Raw genomic sequence first — 19888 nt, 5'->3', positions numbered from 1 at the left:
GCGGCGGGGCTTGTTCCTGGGTTTTTGCTGGTGCAGATTCGTGTTCTTCTGCCGCGTGGCGGGCAGGCGCACAGGGAGGGCGGGGCTACGATTGCGGTCCGGAGCCTTCGCTCCGGACTGCCCCTTCGTCATTCTCGTCCGCCTTCGGCTCCCTTCGAATTCCCTCGGGCGCATCTACACGCCCCGCCCTCCCTGTGCGCCTGCCCGCCACGCTGTGGTGATGCGGGTTTGAGGCGGTGTTGGGGTGGGGAGTGTGCTTGGCGTTCTGGTGGGGAACGGGGGTGGGGTGGAAGGTCTTGCGGGGTCGCCCAAAGCCGGCCGCGCGGGCGGCCTTTTTGGGCGTTGGGTGGGTGGTGCGTCGGGGGGATTTAGGCCGGTTTTTTTTGGGGGGGGCCGGGGGTGTGGTCTGCCGTCAGGGGGGCTGTGTTGGGGGCTGCTGTGTTGATTGAGGGGTGCACCCTGCCCTGTTTTTTTTAGTCCAGCTTGTAGCTCTTCAGGTGGATGCTGGTTTCCGTGGCGGAGATGGCCTTGATCAGGCGGACGCGGTCCAGGACGCGGGACATTTCTTCGATGTTGGCCACGCGTAGTTCGGCCAGCAGGTCCCAGCGGCCGTTGGTGTCGTGCAGGGCGACGACGGCGGGGTCGCCTAGCAGGATGCTGACGACGCGGCGGGTTTCGTTGCCGTCTACGGCGATGTTCATCCAGGCGCCGATCTGGTCGGGTTCGGATTCGGGGCGCAGGCGGACGGTGTAGCCGACGATGATGCCCTCGTCTTCCATGCGGGCGATGCGGTTGTTGATGGTGCCCCGTGATACGTCGAGCTTTTTGGCCAGGGTTGCCACGGTTGCGCGCGCATCGGCGCGCAACAGTCCCAGCAATTGCTGATCTAGTGTGTCCATGATGGTTCCCGCGTCAAAAAATTGGCGCCAATTTCACATCTTATACGGATTCGGCTGGGCACAGGTGCGCGGGTGCGTTTGGCCAGCCGGAGGGTCGTGGGGTGTTTTTGCCACGGCCCCAATTTACCGCGTTTGGATTGGCGCCAATTCTTGCTATATTTTCGGCCGATCTGAGGGGCGTCATCTGGGGCCTCCCTGCGCGTTGCAGTTTTTCCGTCTCCGTTCATAAAAGATTCTCAATTTAATTACCGCTCTCATTAACTGGTGAGCGATTCCTGGAAACTTCATGTCGATCCCCTTTCCTCCGCGGCGCCTGGCGCTCGCGTTGGCCTTGCTGGCCGTGGCGGCCAGTGGCCATGCACAAACCGCGCCGTCGAACTCGACCGCCACGACGGCAGGCGGCAACGCCGCGGCGCCGGCCGCCTCGTCATCCGGCGCGGGTGATGGCAGTACGCTGGGCGCGATCAGCGTGGTGGGCGATTGGCTGGAGAATCCCAGCGACGAGAAGGTGCTGGAACATGGAGGGGCGCGCACGATCATCGATCGGGCGGCGTTCCAGGATACGGGCGCGACGAATGTGCGCGATGTGCTGCGCCGGATTCCGGGCGTGCAGGTGCAGGAAAGCAATGGCACGGGCGGCAGCGATGTGTCACTGAACGTGGGGGTGCGCGGCCTGACGTCGCGCCTGTCGCCGCGGTCGACGATCCTGATGGACGGCATTCCGCTGGCGGTGGCGCCTTATGGGCAGCCACAGTTGTCGATGGCGCCGGTGGCGCTGGGCAATCTGTCGGCGGTGGACGTGGTGCGCGGCGCGGGATCGGTGCGCTACGGCCCGCAGAACGTGGGCGGGATCATCAACTTCGTGACGCGCGCGATTCCGCAGGATTTCACGGCGGATGCGTCGGTCGAGACCGACATGTACAGCCGCGGCGGCGTGAAGACGACGCCCAGCGCGTTCATCGGCGGCACCAACGACCGCGGCCTGGGCGGCGCCCTGCTCTATTCGGGCACGCACGGCAATGGCTTTCGTGACAGCAACGATCGCGTCGATATCGATGATGTGATGCTCAAGGGCATGTACCGCATCGGCGCGGACGACAGCATCTCGGCGGCGCTGCACCACTACGAGGGCCGCGCCGGCATGCCGGGCGGCCTGACGACCAGGCAGTATTCCGAAGACCCTTTCCAGTCGACGCGGCCGTACGACAGCTTCACGGGCCGGCGCACCGATGCGTCGTTCCGCTACAACCACGACGATGGCGTGAACAAGTTCGAATTGCTGACGTACTACACGGACAGTTTCCGTGGCAGCAGCATCGAGACCGAAGGCACCGGCGCCAATGCCGGCCAGCGCCGCCTGACGTTCAACCCGCGCAACTACCATACGTTTGCGATCGCGCCGCGCTATTCGCGCCTGTTCCGTGGGTCTGACGTGACGCAGGAAATCAGCGTGGGCTACCGCTACCTGAAGGAAGCCAGCGACGAACGCGCGTCGCGCACGGCGTTCTACAAGCCGGACGGCCCGTTCGATCCGCTGAGCGCGCCGAATCCGCAGTACCAGTTCCGCACCGGCGGCACGACCGCGCACGCGGTCTATATCGACGACACCATCAATGTCGGCAACTGGACCATCACGCCGGGCGTGCGCTATGAGTTCATCGATTCGTTCCTGAACGACAAGTCCAACCCGGCCGCCACCAAGTCCACCCGCATCAAGTCGGAAGAGCCGCTGCCCTCGCTGTCGATGGTCTACCACGTGAGCGAGCAATGGAGCGTATTCGCCAATGCCGGCCAGTCGTTCGGGCCGTTGCAGTACTTCCAGATCGCCTCGACCACGAATGGCCTGCATCCTGAAAAGGCCACCACGTATGAGGTGGGCACGCATTTCAACGGCGGCGGCTGGAAGGGTGAGCTGACGCTGTTCAACATCAATTTCGACGACGAATTGCAGTTGCGCGGCGGCACCAACGGCGGTTCGGACGCCTGGACCAACCTGGGCGCCACGCGCCACCGCGGCCTGGAAACGGGGCTGTCGTATGACCTGGGCGAATTGGGCGCCGCGCTGTCGGGCATGTCGCTGTACGGCACTTACACGTATACGCAGGCCACCTACAAGGCCGGCGTGTTCGAGGGCCGCGACCTGCCGTTCTATTCGCGCAACGTGGCATCGCTGGGCGCGCGCTACACGCGCAACCAGTGGACGTTCAATGTGGATACGTTCCTGCAATCCAGACAGCGCTCGCCCGGGTCACCCGATGCCGGCGCCACGTACCAGACGGCGGAAAGCGCCAACGGCGCCTATGGCGACATCCCCGGGTATGGCACGGTGCACGTGCGTGCCGCCTACGATTTCGGCAAGACGATGCACAACCTGAACCTCGCGCTGGGCGTGAAGAACCTGTTCGACAAGCGCTACTTCACCCGTTCCACCGACAACAACGCGGGCAAGTACGTGGGCATGCCGCGCACGGTGTACCTGCAAGCCTCGCTGGCGTACTGATTGAAGATCGATTGACGACGCAGGCGTCGCGCGGCCGGCAAAGCCACGGGCGTTGAGGGCGAGCGCGCGCCCGTCATGCGGTACCGCCCGCCCGGGCCCGGCGCCTTATTTCCGGAACAGGCGCTTGGCCAGGCTGACCGCGCCCAGCACCACGGCCCCGACCACGATGCCGAACAGGGCGCTGAGCAAGGTCGACACCAACAGCGGCACGACGCCGCTGCCCGTGGCGGCGGCGACATGCTCGATGGCGGCGCCCAACGGCGCGATGCCGTGGGTGATGATGCCGCCGCCCACCATGAACATCGCGGCGGTGCCCACCACGGAAAGGGTCTTCATCAGGTAGGGCGCGCCTGCCACGATGCGCTTGCCCAGCCAGGCCGCGGCCTGCGAGCGCTTGGTGCTGAGATACAGCCCCAGGTCGTCCAGCCTGACGATGCCCGCGACCAGGCCGTAGACCCCGACCGTCATGACCAGGGCGATGCCCGCCACCACGATGGTCTGGCGCACCATGTCCGCATCGGCCACGGCGCCCAGCGTGATGGCGATGATTTCCGCCGACAGGATGAAGTCGGTGCGCACCGCGCCTTTGATCTTGTCGCGCTCGAACGCGACCATATCCACTGAGGCGTCCTGCAAGGCTTCGGCGCGGGCGACGTGGTTGTCGTCGACGGTGTCGCCATGCGGCAGGAACTTATGCGCCAGCTTTTCCACGCCCTCGAAGCACAGGAAAGCCCCGCCCAGCATCAGCAGCGGGCTGACCGCCCAAGGCGCGAAGGCGCTGATGGCCAGGGCCGCGGGCACCAGGATCAATTTGTTCAGGAGCGAGCCCTTGGCCACCGCCCACACCACGGGCAATTCGCGGTTGACCGGCACGCCGGAAACCTGTTGCGCGTTCAGCGCCAGGTCGTCGCCCAGCACGCCGGCGGTTTTCTTGGCCGCCACCTTGGTCATGACGGAAACGTCGTCCAGGATGGTGGCGATGTCGTCGAACAGGGCGAAGAAGCTGCTGCCGGCCATGTAGGGCCCCTGAAGTGGAGATGTCCGAGTGTACAGGCGCCGAGCCGCGGCAAGCCGCGTCGGCGCGCCGTGCCCGGGTCAGGCCTTGATGTACACCCAGGCGTGCACGCCGGACTTCAGCAGCACCGACACGCGCTTGTAGTCGGATACCTCGTAGCGATCGGCGGCTTCGAGTTCCTGTTGGGTGATCTCGAACACCATGCCGGCCACCTCGTCCTTGGGGTCATAGCTGGCATACACGATGGGGTGCCGGGCCAGGCCGCTGGTCTTGATGACCTCGGGGTCGGTGATCTCGACCCAGCGCTGCACGTAGCCCGTCATGGCGTCCGGCTTGCCGGTGAGTTCGCGGCCGAAGTTCGCCCGTTGCACGGCCTTGTCCTGCAGGGTTCCGTACGAAAACAGCAGAACCGCGGTTTGATTCGATTCAGGCACCTTCGTGTCCTTCAGGAAATGATGTAAACGCGACTTTACACCAGCCGCCGGGTGTCATCGCAGTGCAACCAAAGGGTCACATTCGGCCCCTACCATGTCGGCTTCCCCACCGCCTCGCGGCGGCCAGCGTCCGATTTCCCGCGCGTATGCCTTCCATTGCCGTCCCCGACAACCCGCGTTGCCCGTCGCCAATGTGCGCGCTGGCTTGAAACGCCTGCAGGCGATGATGACATCGATGGCCGCCGGCGCGGCCCTGGCCGCGTCGGCCGCGGCGGCCGAGGGCGTGCGCACGTATCCTTTCGACTGGCCACGCCAGCCCCTGCACAACGCCTTGCAGCAATACAGCCAACTCACAGGCGACTCGGTGCTCTACGACAGCGCGCAAACCGCGGACCAGACCGCCCCGGCCATCGCCGGCCGCTACAGCGCGCACGACGCGCTGGCCCGGCTCCTGTCGGAAACGGACCTGCAGGCGCGCTACACGGCGCCTCGGGCGCTGCTGTTGATGCCCCGCGTGCGAACGCCGCCGGCGCCTGCCCCGCAAACGTCGCAGACGGCCCGCCAGCAGTATTACGGCCGGCTGCAGCGCCGCGTGCTGGATGCCCTGTGCGCCCGCCCTGATCTGCACATCGGCGACTATCGCGTGGCCTTGCGCGTGCCGCTGGACGGGACCCACGTCATTCGCGGGGCCCAGGCCTACGCCACCGGGCGGCCCGATATGGGGCCACGGTTGCAGGACGCCCTGGAAGGCCTGCCCATCGGCGCGCCGCCCGCCGGCTTCGGCCTGCCCGCCACCCTGCTGATCACCCCCGAGGCGGCCCGCCGCTACGGCGGCTGCCGGCGATGAGCGGCGCCGGCCTGGCCAATCTGCGCCGCCTGGTCGCCGAGCGCTATGAAGCGCTGCGGCGGCAGGTGGCGCGACGCCTGGGCGGGGCCTCCGACCTGGCCGGCGACGCGCTGCACGACGCCTACCTGCGCCTGTCGGCGCGCGACGACCTGGATGAGGTGCGGCATCCGCAGACCTATCTGGTCAATACCGCGGTGCACGTCGCCATCGACCGCATCCGCCAGGACGTACGCCTGTTGAGCGAAAGCGAAGTCAGCGAGTTCTTCGATGTGCAGGACGACGCCCCCGGGCCGGCCGGCATCGCCGAATCGCGCTCGGACATGGACCACATGTTCAAGGCGCTGGACGCCCTGACGCCGCGCCAGCGCGACATCCTGATCGCGGCGCGGGTCGCGGGCCTGTCGCGGCCCGACCTGGCCAAGCGCTGGGGCATCTCGGTGCGGCTGGTGGGCCGCGAATTGCAGACGGCACACGAACACTGTGTCAGGGCCATGGCGCGCGGGCAGGAATAAATGAAAGAAAGTGTATTTTTTTGGCGTTCCGGGTTCCGTTTGCCCAACGCCGGATCGTCTAAGTATGAAAGCGGCGGATAACGGCCGCGCGCAGCCAGCGATACCCATGAGCCCCCAACCGTCCTCCGGCCCCCTGCCCGACTCCGCCCTGGCGCGCGAGGCCCATGCCTGGGCACGCACATTGGCGACCGGCGCCCCCACCACCGAGGACGGCGCGGCGTTCCAGGCCTGGCGAGCGCAAAGCCCGGCGCACGAGCGCGCCTGGGCCGAAGCGGCCCGCGCCTGGCGCGAACTGGGCCAGGTCGCGCAGGCCTATGCGGCGGCGCACCCCGCGCCACGCCGTCCCCATCTCGCTGACCCGCGTCGGCGCTGGCTGCTGGCCGGTGGCGCAACCGCCTTCGCCAGCCTGGCGGTCGCCGGCGTGCTGCGCCCGCCCTGGGGCCTATGGCCATCATGGTCCGAATTCAATTCCGACTACCGCACCGCCACGGGCGAACAGCGCAGCGTCGCCCTGGATGGCCAGCAGGTCACCCTGGCGCTGAACACGCAGACCAGCGTCAACGTCTCGACCCGCGGCGGCCTGCCGGAAATCGAACTGGTCGCGGGCGAAGCCGCCATCCACGCGGCGCGCAGCCAGCCGTGCACGGTGCTGGCCGGCGCCGCCCGCATGACCCTTGCCAGCGGCGACATCGAAGTACGGCGCCTGGCGCAGGGCGAGGTGCAATTGCGCTGCAACGCCGGCCAAATCAACGTGCAGCACCAGGATGCCAATCTGGTGCTGCGGGCCGGCCAGCAGCTGCGCTACACGGCCGACGCCATGCAGCCCCCGACCACCATCGCCCAGGACGCCTCGGACTGGCGCGCGGGCATCGTCAGCTTCCACGACCTGCCGCTGAAGCAGGCGATCGACGAAATCAACCGCTACCGCCCGGGACGCGTGGTGTTGATGAACGACGCGCTGGCCCGCCATCGCCTGAGCGCGCGCTACGAGGTCAAGGACCTGGACCAGGCCATCACACAGATCCAGCAGTTGTATGGCGCCAGCGTGCGGCGCGTGGGCGACGTGGTGTTTCTGAGCTGACCGCAGCCGCCGCCCCTGAAAGCCGCCGAGACGCGTTTGTCATAAAAAATTCACGCGGTTTCCTGTGCCGACTGCGCGGGGGTCATTCGACTAGATGAGTAAGCGGGCACGGTGACCATGTCACTGGCGCCCTTCATCGACATTCCTGAATCACGCCATGTCCTCGTCTACGTCCGCCCAGCCTGCCGCCCGCTCCGCCTCGTCCGCCCGTTCGTCCGCTTCGTTATTGCGCCGCACGGCGCGCCGTCGTCCTGGTTGGCGCCTGCGTCCGCTGTCGCACGCGATGGCGGTGCTGGCGCTGGCTGGCGGCTGGAGCGGCACGGCCCAGGCCCAGGCACGCGCCTTCAGCCCCGGCTGGTTCGCCGACAAGAACGCGATGCAGTCGACGGCGCAGCGCACGGGCCGCATGCCCGACGGCAGCATGGCGGGCATCGGCACCGGCGCGCGTCAGCAGGCCCAAGCGCGCCAACAGTTGCAGAAGTCGCTGGACAACCTGAACCGCACCGCCGCCGCCGTCGCCGCGCAACAGGCGGCGCTAGCGGCGGCCCGTACGACCGCCGCGGCCAATGCCGCAGGCGTACCCGACGGCCTGGTCGAAGGCGGCCTGTGGGAAGCCCGCGGCGCCCTGGCCAAATGGGAAGGCGCGAGAACCGCCCGGGCCCGTGAGGAAGGCGGTCGCCAGATCATCACCATCGAACAGACCCAGTCCCGCGCCATCTTGAACTGGGATACGTTCAACGTGGGCCGCAACACCACCGTGCAGTTCCAGCAGAACGCGACCGACGCGGTACTGAACCGCGTGGTCGGCGCATCCGCCATGCCCAGCGAGATCCACGGTGCGATCAAGGCCGACGGCACCGTGCTGGTGGTGAACCAGAACGGCGTCATCTTTACGGGCACCAGCCAGGTCAATGTGCGCAATCTGGTGGCGGCCGCGGCCACCATCACGGACACGCAGTTTCGCGACAAGGGCATCTATACCGACACCGACGGCACCCTGCCCGCCTTCAAGGATGCGATCGGGCAGGTGCAGGTGCTGGCCGGCGCACGGATCGACACCGCGGCCTCCAATACCGCCACGCGCGGCGGCGGCTACGTGCTGCTGTTGGGCAGCGAAGTGCACAACGGCGGCACGATCACCACCCCGGGCGGGCAAGCGGCGCTGGCCGCGGGCGACGACTTCTACATCCGCAAAGGCTACGGCACCGACGGCAACCTCAAGTCCACCACCACCGGCAACGAAGTCAGCGCCACGCTCAAGCCCGGCAGCACCGCCGGACGGGTCGCCAACACGGGCCTCGTCAGCGCCCCCACCGGCGACATCACCCTGACCGGCAGCCAGGTGCGCCAGGACGGCGTGCTGATCGCCACCACCGACATCGGCACGCGCGGCGCCATTCACCTGTTGAACCGCGCCGGCGATGCCACCGGCAGCGTCACGCTGGGCGCGGGCAGCGTCACGGCGGTCGTCCTGGAAGCCTCCGCCGTCACCGGCCTGGACAGCCAACGCGCCGCCGCGATCAAGACGCTGGACGGCACGCCCGACAACAAGACCGGCGCGGCCTTCGACAACCTGAGCCCCATCGCCGACCGTCGCGACCTGTCCCGCATCGAAGTCGTGACGGGCAATCTCGCCACCTTCGAGAACGGTTCGACCACCTTGGCCACCGGCGGCCAGATCGCCGTGTCGGCCAGGAAGCGGACCGTGCTGGACGGCGGCGCCCAATTGGACGTGGCGGGTGCCATCGGCGTACAGGTATCGATGGAATCGAACACCCTGCAGATCAACGTGCAGGGCAACGAACAGCGCGATGCGCCGATCAATCGCGACAGCAAGCTGCTCAACAGCAACGACGTCTGGATCGACCGGCGCACGCTGGTCAAGGTGGCCAGCGGCACCAACGGCTATGCCGGCGACCGCTGGTACACCAGCGGCGGCCTGCTGGAAGTGGGCGGCTACCTGGCCACCAGCGGCCACACCGCGGCCGAATGGCTGGCGCAGGGCGGCACCGCCACTTTCGCCGGAGGCGAACTGGTGACGCGCGCCGGCTCGAACATCAACCTGTCCGGCGGCACGCTGGACGTGCAGGACGGCTATATCCGCCAAAGCTGGCTGCGCGGCAGCGACGGCCGCCTGTACGAAGTGTCGCGCGCCCCCGGCGACCTGCTGTACACCGGCCTGTACAAGGGCTTTGAGCAGGAACATGCGCGCTGGGGCGAGACGGCCACACGCGTCTTCTACAACCCGCTCCTCGCCCCGCGTGAACGCTTTGAAAACGGCTACACCGTGGGCCGTGACGCGGGCACGCTGGTGGTGGCGACCACCCGGGCCCAACTGGCCGGCGACCTGACCGGCGAGGTCTACCAGGGCGCCCGGCAGACCGATACGCCGCAGGGGGACCTGGAAGGCGATTACCCGTCGCAAAACGCCCTGGCGCGCCGCGCGCAATTGCTGGTCGGCAGCTATACGCCGTTGTACGACGCCGCGGCCGGCGCGCTGAACTGGGGCCTGACGGGCCTGGCCACGAATGTCGTGGTGGGTGCCGGCCCGACCGGCGCCGACGAGATCCGGCTGGACACCGCCTGGCTCAACGCCATTGGCCTGGGCTACCTGCGGCTGGCCGGCAAGGAACGCGTCGCGGTGGACCAGGCCGTGACGATGGCGCCCGGCGCGGGCGTGGTGCTGTATGCGCCCCAAGTCGACATCAATGCCAGCATCTCGGCCGCGGGCGGCAAGATCCAGGCGGGCAACATGCTGCGTCAGCTCAGCGGCAACGGCCGGGTGGAAGATACCCCCGTCATCGCAACGGCCGGCAAGTCCGTCGGCATCACGCTCGCCACGGGCGCGGCCCTGGACGTCGGCGGTCTGTGGAGCAACCTGAGCCTGGACCCCGCCGCCTCGCCCGGCATCGCCTACCGCAACGGCGGTTCGGTCGCCCTGCGCAGCACCGGCGACGTGTCGCTGGCGCCAGGCAGCGCGGTGGATGCCAGCGGTGGCGCCGCCATGCTGGCCACAGGCAAGACGCGCAACGGTCGCGGCGGCGACATCCTGCTGGAGGCCGGGTCGGGCGGGGCCGCGGGCGTGCTGCAGCAACAGGCGACATTGCAGGGCTACGGCGTGGACGGCGGCGGCAAGCTGACATTGCAGGCTTACCAGGTGCGCGTCGTGCGCCCGGACGCACGGAACGAGCCGGCGCCGACCGGCGTATCGGTGCTGGTGGCTGACGACTTCTCGCAAGGCTTCTCGCAATATGACGTGATCGGCACGCATGGGCTGGCGGTCACCGCCGGCACGCAGTTGCGCGTGCAGATGCCTGTACAGCGCTATGCCTGGGGCGCCCGCGCCGCGCAGCACAAGGCCCAGGCCCTGCAGACATGGACCCCGGCGCTCTATCAGGAAGACCCCGTCAAGAGCGTACTGACGCAACGCCGCGGGGCCAGTCTGCTGCTGCAGGCGGGCACGCTGCTCAGTTCGCCGAATGACGTGGCCGCCACCTCGCTGGTGGTCCAAGATCGTGCACGCATCGAGGTCGACCCGGGCCAGCGCATCAACCTGGCCGGCATCGGCCAGGTCACGTTGAACGGAACATTCAATGCCTGGAGCGGCCGCATCACGGTCTCGACGGCCGGCGGTACACAAATGGAGGACCTGGCGGCGCAAGGCTCCGGCCGGTCCATCTGGGTGGGCGAACACGCCGTGCTGGACGTGGCCGCTCGCGCGGCCACCGCGTTCAATCGCAACGGGCAGGTGTACGGCAAGGTCCAGGACGGCGGGGTCATCACGCTGGGCAGCATGGTGGACGTGGCCAAGGGCAGCGTGGCTGCGCCCGCCGTCTTTGTCGTGCTGCGACCCGGCAGCCTGCTGGACGCCTCGGGCAGCGCCGCCACCCTGCTGGCCAATGGCGAGCCCACCGCCGTGGCCAGCGCCGGCGGCGCCATCGCGATCAGCTCGGGCAACGGCCTGTACCTGGATGGCCGGATGGTGGCCCGTGCCGGCGGAGCCGGTGCGGCGGGCGGTTCATTGAGCGTGGCCCTGGACAACCCCGCCTACAAGAGCGGCGCCATCGGCAACCGCATCAAGGGCGCGCGCAGTCTCGTCCTGTCGCAGGACGCCGCCCCCGATGCGCTGGCCGCCTACGGTGACGCTGCCTTGGCGGCCGACCACCTGGTCTATGGACGCGCTGCGTTGGGCGCGTCGCAAGTGGAGCAAGGCGGCTTCGGCACGCTGAACCTGCTGGCAAACGGACAGCTCGGCTTCGCGGATGATGTCGCACTGCGCCTGGGCCAGAGCCTGCGGCTGATCGCGGGGTCGTTCGGCATGACGGCCGACTCCCGCCCGACCGCCAACGTACGGCTGGCTGCCCCCTACGTCCTGCTGGCAGGCGCGACCGACACGAACGCCAAGGAAGGCTACGAGCGTCCCTCCGGCACGCTGCCGCCCGCCACCCGGACCAGCGAATCGGTGCTGCGGGTGGAGGCCGGGCTGATCGACATCCGCGATAACGTGCGGCTCGATGCGCTGTCGACCCATCGTTCGCCGTCGGGTCAGGGGGTCAGCCATACCGGTACGGGCTTTCCCATGGCTGAACTGTACAGCCGGGGTGATATCCGCATCCTGGGTGGACTGGGAACGCTGGACAGGACCAACCAGGTCTACACCACCCAGCTCAGCACGCCCGGCAGCCTGACGCTTACCGCCGCGCAGATCTACCCGGAAACGGGCGCCATCACCCGCATCATCGCGGGTGCGGGTGGCACGCGCGACGGCAAGCCCGGCTATGAAGAAGGCAGCCGCATCATCATCGGGCGCAGCACCCCTGACCTGCCCGACATGCCCTACAGTGCCTTCGGCGCGCTGATGCTGGCCGCGGACAGCATCGAACAAGGCGGCGTGGTGCGTGCCCCGATGGGTTTGCTGGAAATCGGCCTGGCAGACGAACGTTTCGGCGTCAGCTCGCGCGTTACCCTGCTGCCCGGCAGCGTCACCTCGGTAAGCGGCCGCGGTCTGGTCATGCCCTATGGCGGCACGGTGGACGGCGTCAGCTACAAGTACGCGGGGCAGGACATCGTGCTGACCGGCGCGGGCGCCGCCACCATCGACGCCCAGCTCACCCGAGGCATCGCCCTGGGCGCCGAGAACGTGCGCATCCTGGACGGTGCGGGCGTGGACGTTTCCGGCGGCGGCCAGCTGCTGGGGGCCGGCTTCGTCTCGGGCCGCGGCGGCTCTACCGACGCCCGCTTCAGCCCGCTGGTGCAGGTCAATGCGCAGGGCGGCGGCTTCACGCTGCCGAGCCTGTCCACCAACCCCGTTTATGCGTTGGTGCCCGGCACGCAGCCCCAGGTCGCGCCCACGGCCCCGGACGCCGGCCAGAGCCAGCCGCAGATCGGCCAGCAGATGACCATCGGCGCGGGCGTACCCGGCCTGCCCGCGGGCACCTACACGCTGATGCCTGCCACCTATGCGCTGATGCCCGGCGCCTTCCGCGTGGAAATCAATGGGGCGGCCCAAGGCCAGACCGGCAGCGGTGCACAGGCCCTGCGAAACGGCTCCTGGTCTATCGCGGGTCGCCTCGGCAACAGCGCCGCCGGCACCGCCGACGCCATCGCGAAACAACTGCTGGTCACCTCCGGCCCGGTCCTGCGCCAGTACTCGCAGTACAACGAAATGGACTACGCCACCTTCGTGGCCGCCGAGTCCTCCCGGCGCGGCATGCCTCGAGCCGTCCTGCCCGCCGACGCCCGGACCCTCAAGATCGGCCTGGCAAAGGCCATCCCCGGACAGGAGTTCTATTTCGCGGGCAAGGCCGATTTCTCGGCCGCTGCCGGCGGCTACGGCGGCACCCTTGCCGTGGTCTCCAAGGACAGCACGCGAGATCGGGTCGAAGTGACTGCCCCCGGCGCCGGACGCACGCCGGGATTCGTCGGCATCTCGCTGGATGCCGGGCAGCTCAATGCCATCGGCGCGCCGCGCATGGTGCTGGGCGCGGTGCCCAGCGTGGACTATGTGTACGACAGCAATCTGGTCAACATGGGCTACGCCGGAACCCACTTCGGCGGCCTTGCCCTGCGCAGCGGCGCCACGCTGCGGGCCGCGGAAGTGTTCCTGGTCACCAGCGACCCGGATGCCGGCATCGTCATCGAACGCGGCGCCGGCATCAACACCATCGGCCAGGGCCGCGCCCCCTTCGATTCATTCACTGGATATACGTACGGTCCCGGCCCCAGCAGCATGCTGGCGGTGTCCAACGGCTGGCTCAACGTCCTGCCCCCGGCCGCCGACCAGCCGCCTGCCGGCTCAGGCCCCATCCGCATCGGCGTCTGCGGCGCATCGGGCTGCACGGGTGAAGCACTGCTCTACACGGAAGGCACGCTGGCCGCCGCCACCAACAAGGCCTTCGAGCTGGACAGTTCGGCCAGCTACGGCGCCCGCTACCTGACCCTGGCGGTCGGCGCCATCAACGCGGGCAGCGAAGCGGCATTGGCCGCCGCCGCGGCGCGCGGTGGGCTGGCCAGCGGCCTGACCCTGGACCAGGCGCTGCTGAACCGCCTGATGGCCGGCGACACCCGCTACGGCGCGCCGGCGCTGGAGATGCTGACGTTGGCGGTGGCCGATTCGTTCAACTTCTTCGACAGCGTCTCGCTGGACACGACCGACCCGGCCACGGGCAAATCGCGCCTGCAGACGTTGGCGCTGACGACCCCCGCGATCTACGGCTACGGCCAGGCGGCCGACGTCGCCACGATCCGCGCGGGCAACCTGATCTGGAACGGTTCCGTGCTGCCGCCGGTGGGCGTGATCGCCAACGGCGCCGGTACGGGCAGCGGCCGCCTGCACATCGAGGCAGAGCGCATCGAACTGGGCTACGGCCCCTACACCCAGCCGCGGCGCGAACTGGACAACGCCCGGCTGACGCTGGGCTTTGCCGACGTCACCCTGCGTGCCACCGACCGCATCACCGCCAACCACCAGGGCAGCCTGAACGTCTACCAGGCCCGCGGCGCCTACGACGCCGCCACCGGCTGGCAATACCATGGCGGCTCGATCACCCTGGAAACCCCCTTGCTGACCGGCGAGTCCGCCTCGGTCAATCGCATCAAGGCCGGCAACGCCATCACCTTGAATCCGCTTGCCGGCACGCCTGCGCCACGCGGCCTGGGCGCGGACCTGACGCTGGATGCGGGTACGGTGAACATCAATGGCCGCATCGCGCTGCCCACCGGCAAAATTGCCCTGCGCGCCGATCACGCCCTGAAGCTGAACGCGGGCGCCGACCTGGACCTGGCCGGTCGATCGGTCCTGTTCGACGACGTGGTGAAGTACAGCTGGGGCGGCGACGTCACGCTGGAAAGCCGCCACGGCGACATCACTCAGGCAGCCGGCAGCCGCATCGACCTGTCGGCCCACTACAACCGCGCCGGCCGCCTGACGGCCATCGCGCTGGATAACAACGCCGGCCGCGTGGACCTGCAAGGCAGCATCCTGGGATCCGCCTCGGGCGACTACGACGCAGGCGGCACGCGGGTGCCCTACGCCTACGGCGCCGTCGACATCCGCGCCCAGCAGGTGGACTTTTCCGCGTTGAACCAGCGGCTGAACGCAGGCCAGGTCTACGGGGCACGCAGCTTCCAGGTCAAGCGCGGCAACCTCGTCATCGGCGACGAGGTGCGTGCCCGCGAGGTCAACATCTCCGTCGACGCGGGCAGCCTCACGGTCGCCGGCCGCATCGACGCCAGCGGCGCCGGGGTCGGCAGCATCCGGCTGGCGGCGCGCGACGGCCTGCGCCTGGCCGGCAGCGCGGTGCTGGATACGCATGGGACGACGCTGCGCGTGGACACCTATGGCAAGATCATCGATGCCCCCAACCGCGCCATCGTCGAGCTCAGTTCGGGCACGGGCACGCTGCAACTGGACGGCGGCGCCCGCATCGACCTGCGCGCGGGCACCGAGTCCGCCCGCAACGACGGCCTGCCGCGCGGCACGCTGGAGCTGAACGCGCCGCGCCTGGGCGGCAGCATCGGCGGCGACATCGATATCGATGCGCGCGGGCCGCTGGACATTCGCGGCGCGCGCAGCATCGCCGTCAACGGCGTATGGGTCTACGCCGACGCGCCCGTCGGCACCGAGAACAACGCGGGCGGCAAGCCCTACCAGATCATCGACCAGGGTTACCTGAACCGCCTGAACGGTGACAGCCGCGACTTCATCGACAACGCGCTGGCCAATCGCAACCTGGTGGACAACAAGCTGGCCGGCCTGCGCCCCTACGCCGACGCCCTGCACTTGCGACCCGGCGTGGAGATCCGCAGCGCCACGCCCGACGGCGACCTGGTGGTGCAGGGCGACCTGGACCTGTCGGGCATGCGCTACGCCAGCCTCAACCCGAACACCCGGTTGAATCCGGCCGTCTACGGCTCGGGCGAAGTCGGCAACCTGGTCATCCGCGCCGGCGGCGATCTGCAGATTCACGGCAGCATCAACGACGGCTTCGCGCCGCCGCCCGACATCAAGCAGGATGCCGACGGCTGGCGACTGCTGCCCGGCTATGACTTCCTGGGCGGCGACATGGTCACGCCGCATGCCGGCGTGACGCTGGCGGCCGGCACGCTGTTTCCCGGCGGCTCGGTGCTGAACTACGACGTGCCGCTGCAGGGCGGCACCTATCCGCCGGGCACCGTCCTGCCCGTCACGGCGCCGCTCGCCCAGCCGTTGACGCTGCCCGCCGGCACCGTGCTGTCATCCGCCATCCTCAACCCGGATGGCAGCCTGGCCTATGCCGCCGGTACCGTGCTGCCGCAAGCGCTGACGCTGGCCGCGGACATGAAGCTGGCGGCGGGCTGGCGCGTGATGGCCGCTGTCTTCCTGGGGCCGGTCACCTGGCCCGCCGGCATCGCCCTGCCCAACCTGCCCGAAGCCTATTTCCACGCCAACCAGGTCCGGCTGGCAAGCGATGTGACCCTGCCGCGCGGCGGGCTGATCCCGTCCGGCACCAAGGTGCAATTGCTGGCCGGCGTGGACTATGTCGACCTGCGCCCGGCCGTCAACGGCGTGCAGGGCCAGGCCTGGGCCATCGCGCCCATGCTGCCCGAAGGCACGCAGTCGTGGTCCCTGCGGCTGGCGGGCGGCGCCGATCTGAACGGCGCCGATACGCGCACCACCCAGTACGGCAGCGCGCGCGGCAATCTGGTGCTGGCCGACAGCCACTACGGCCAATATGGCTACGACGCGCCCGGAAACTACCGCTGGAGCCAGCAGGCCGCCGATGAATTTGGCATGCCGGAGCTGTTCGATACCGTGATGGACGATCAGTTCGTCAGGGATGTGATCGGTATGGATTCCGCGTCGGAACTCTGCAAGACCGCGCCCGAATACTGCATCCCCAACGATCCCCGCAACTACATTGGCAAGCCTGCCACGGCCCGCTTCAGCGTGCTGCGCACCGGCACCGGCGACCTGGACCTCGTAGCCGGTGGCGACCTCCGCATGCATTCCCTCTATGGCGTCTACACCGCGGGCACGTCCACAACGGCACTGCGTCCCAACGACCCATACAATGCGCCGCGCCACGCCGGCCCCAGCGGCCGCGTGCTGGCCGACGACAATGGCGCCTTCGATCCCTACGTCAATGGCGGCCCGCAAAGCGTCTACCGCGCCTGGTATCCCGACGGCGGCGGCAATCTCACGATCCGCGCCGGCGCCAACCTGATCGGCGATACCTTGGCCCGTCCCCAATCCGGCTATCGACGGCCACTGGACACCGCGCTTGGCTACAACGGCTCGGACGTCGGCAACTGGCTCTGGCGCCAAGGATCCGGCACGGCTGCCATCGGCCAGGCGCAACCCACCGCATGGTGGATCAACTTCGGCACCTTTGCCTCCATCAACGGCGGCCAGCCTGGAGACGAACTGATCGGCTTCACCGGTTTCGGCACGCTGGGCGGGGGCAACCTCAGCGTCGATGTCGGCGGCAGCGCGGGTCTGCAACTCTCGCACGGCGTGAGCTACAGCGAACGCCAGATCAACGGCCGTAGCCAATCCCTGGTGCTGGCGGTCGGCAGCACGGGGCGTGTGCTGGCGGACGGCAGTCTGGCCCTGACAGGCGGCGGCGACATCGATCTGCGCGTCGGAGGCCAGCTGAATCCGGCACTGCCCAACATGTTCGAATCGGCCGGCGCGGTCACCAACCTGCGCGGCCGGACTTTGCTGCAGGCTGCCTCGTTCGGCCGCCTGGACCCGCTCTACAACATCCGGGCGACGCGCGATGTACGCGCCCTGGACCGCTTCCAGGCCGCCGATGCCACCCCTTCCGGCGCCCTGGTGCTGAATGTGGGTGACAGCGCGTTCCGCGTCGACAGCCTGGGCGATCTGGCCATCGGCGCCGCGGACGATCCTGGACGCGCCTTGGCGCCGGTGCTCATGCCCTATCTGCAGGCCGACGGCACGCCCGGCATCCACGGCTCGCAATCCTGGTTCTCGCTCTGGACCGCCAACAGCGCCGTGGACATGTTCTCGGCGGGCGGCAACGTCTCCCCGATCTACACACGGGCGGCGGGCAACGACCTGGCGGTGACCTACCCATCGCAACTCTCGGCCGTCGCGGCCAATGGCAACATCTACTACAAGACCCCCTTCCTGCTGGCCCCCGGCCCCGGCGCCCGCCTGGACTTGCTGGCCGGCCAGTCCATCTACGGCGGCGACGCCCCCCTGGGACGCAGCAGCGCCGCGGCGGACTCGGTGGCCTCGATCTTCAAGCCCGCGTTCGTCGGCATGGTGCAAAGCGCCACCAGCAGCGCCATCCTGTGGGGCCCCACGACGCTGTCGCGGGATGGCACCTATGGAGACCGGGTGCTGTTCGCCTTCGGCCCCGACTCCGCCGCGACCACCGGCCCGACGGAACCGTCGCGCTTCTACGCCGTCGAGGGCGACCTGGTCGGCGTCACCAGCGGCCGCCACATCCGCTTCGGCGACCCGGGCAGCCTGACGGGCAAGCAGTGGTATTCCGGCGGCGGCGCCGTGCGCATGCTGGCCGGACGCGATATCGTCGGCAGCGGCAGCCCCGCCGGCTCGATGGACTGGACCATGTATCCCGTCACATTCGTCTACAACAACAATCTGTTCATCCACGGCGATCCGCGCGACGTCTCCCTGGTGCGAGCCGGCCGCGACGTCATCCAAAGCAACTTCACGGTAGCGGGTCCCGGCACGCTGGAAATCAGCGCCGGCCGGCATATCCTGATGGAAGACAAGGCCGCCGCCACCAGCCTGGGCCCCCTGGCGCCGGGCGACCTGCGCCCGGGCGCCAGTATCGCCCTGCAAGCCGGCCTGGGGGCCCAGGGCGCCGACTACGCCGGCTTCCTGCGCCGCTACCTGGACGCCGGCCACGCCGCCGACCCGGCCCGTCCGCTGACCGACCAGGGCTTGCCCTTCAAGACCTACGAAAGCGAATTGCTGCTGTGGCTCACGCAGACCTACGGTTTCGCCGGCAGCACGGCTGACGCGCGCGCCTTCTTCGACGCCCTGGCGCCCGAACAGCAGCGTGTGTTCGCCCGCCAGGTCTACTTCGCCGAACTGCGTGCTGGCGGCCGCGAATACAACGACAAGGGCAGCCCGCGCCCGGGCAGCTATCTGCGTGGCCGCCAGGCGATCGCCACGCTGTTCCCGCACGCAGGCACCTATGACGGCAGCATCACCATGTACGGCGGTGCCGGCGTGCAGACCCGCAACGGCGGCGACATCCAGGTGCTCACGCCGGGTGGGGCACAGGTGTACGGCATCGAAGGGACGGCGCCGCCAGCCACCGCGGGCGTGGTCACGCAGGGCCGTGGCGGCATCGAGCTCTATGCCCGCGACAGCATCCTGCTGGGCCAGAGCCGCGTCATGACCACCTTTGGCGGCAGCATCCTGGCGTGGTCGGCGCAAGGCGACATCAACGCCGGCCGCGGTTCGAAGACCACCGTGGTCTACACCCCGCCGTTCCGGCGCTATGACGGCGTGGGCAACATCAGCCTGGCGCCGGCCGCGCCCGCCACCGGCGCCGGCATCGCCACGCTGGCGCCGCTGGCCGAAGTGCCGGCCGGCGACGTCGACCTGTACGCGCCGCTGGGCACGATCGATGCGGGCGAGGCCGGCATTCGCGTGTCGGGCAACGTCAACATCGCGGCGCAGACCGTGCTGAACGCCGCCAACATCAAGGCCAAGGGAGAAAGCACCGGCATGCCCGTCGCGTCGGCGGTCAACACCGGCGCGCTGACCTCGGCCAGCAGCGCCGCGACCTCCGCCGTCAATGCAGCACAGGACTCGGCCCAGCGCAGCCAGAACCAGGCGCGTCAGAACCAGCCGTCCATCATCAACGTGCAGATCCTCGGCTACGGTGCCGAACCGGCGGCCGGCGCGACGCCCCCGCCGCCGGCCGGTGCCTCGCAAGAGGTGTCGTCCTATCGGCCCAACAACATGGTGCAGGTGGTGGGCGACGGGGCGCTGACTCCCGCCCAGTTGGCCAGGCTGAGCCAGGAGGAACGGCAGGCGTTCGGCCTGTAGCGCCGAACCCGGCCGCGCGGATCGCAACCTCCGCGCGGCCGGGCCCCGGATTGTTTGTTGCAAAT

At 68.9% G+C, this 19888-nt stretch carries 8 protein-coding genes; 5 read left to right on the top strand and 3 right to left on the bottom strand.

The window, feature by feature from the left end:
- Positions 1-473: 473 nt before the first annotated feature.
- Complete coding sequence (locus ACUDP5_RS06005) at positions 474-899, bottom strand: Lrp/AsnC family transcriptional regulator (protein ID WP_076415591.1); 426 nt, start codon at positions 897-899, stop codon at positions 474-476.
- A gap of 286 nt (positions 900-1185) precedes the next feature.
- Between ACUDP5_RS06005 and ACUDP5_RS06000 the strand changes: the two genes are divergently transcribed.
- Entirely contained in the window at positions 1186-3399 is a 2214-nt protein-coding gene (locus ACUDP5_RS06000) for a TonB-dependent receptor family protein (RefSeq protein WP_445658374.1), read from the top strand.
- 105 nt (positions 3400-3504) lie between these two features.
- On the opposite strand, the gene ACUDP5_RS05995 is transcribed toward ACUDP5_RS06000, so the two are convergent.
- Positions 3505-4416, bottom strand: coding sequence for a DUF808 domain-containing protein (locus ACUDP5_RS05995; protein ID WP_263910375.1), 912 nt, complete (start codon positions 4414-4416; stop codon positions 3505-3507).
- Positions 4417-4494: 78 nt separating this feature from the next.
- On the bottom strand, positions 4495-4848 hold the full coding sequence (locus ACUDP5_RS05990) for a gamma-glutamylcyclotransferase family protein (protein ID WP_263910374.1): 354 nt from the start codon (positions 4846-4848) through the stop codon (positions 4495-4497).
- Between the two features lie 205 nt (positions 4849-5053).
- Here ACUDP5_RS05990 and ACUDP5_RS05985 point away from each other — a divergent pair, with 205 nt between their 5' ends.
- The 4 genes from ACUDP5_RS05985 to ACUDP5_RS05970 all read left to right on the top strand — a co-directional run bounded on the left by ACUDP5_RS05985 (position 5054) and on the right by ACUDP5_RS05970 (position 19823).
- On the top strand, positions 5054-5695 hold the full coding sequence (locus tag ACUDP5_RS05985) for an STN domain-containing protein (RefSeq protein ID WP_263910373.1): 642 nt from the start codon (positions 5054-5056) through the stop codon (positions 5693-5695).
- On the top strand, positions 5692-6207 hold the full coding sequence (locus tag ACUDP5_RS05980) for an RNA polymerase sigma factor (RefSeq protein WP_445658373.1): 516 nt from the start codon (positions 5692-5694) through the stop codon (positions 6205-6207). Before ACUDP5_RS05985 ends, ACUDP5_RS05980 begins: the two co-directional genes overlap by 4 nt.
- A gap of 106 nt (positions 6208-6313) precedes the next feature.
- Positions 6314-7288: a DUF4880 domain-containing protein gene (locus tag ACUDP5_RS05975; protein ID WP_263910371.1), complete on the top strand. Its 975-nt coding sequence runs from the start codon at positions 6314-6316 to the stop codon at positions 7286-7288.
- Between the two features lie 157 nt (positions 7289-7445).
- On the top strand, positions 7446-19823 hold the full coding sequence (locus ACUDP5_RS05970; protein ID WP_445658372.1) for a filamentous haemagglutinin family protein: 12378 nt from the start codon (positions 7446-7448) through the stop codon (positions 19821-19823).
- Positions 19824-19888 lie beyond the last annotated feature (65 nt).

It is taken from the genome of Achromobacter sp. NCFB-sbj8-Ac1-l (assembly GCF_052695805.1).
The sequence above is the reverse complement of the archived record's forward strand: the minus strand, read 5'-3'. Positions and strand labels throughout refer to the sequence as shown.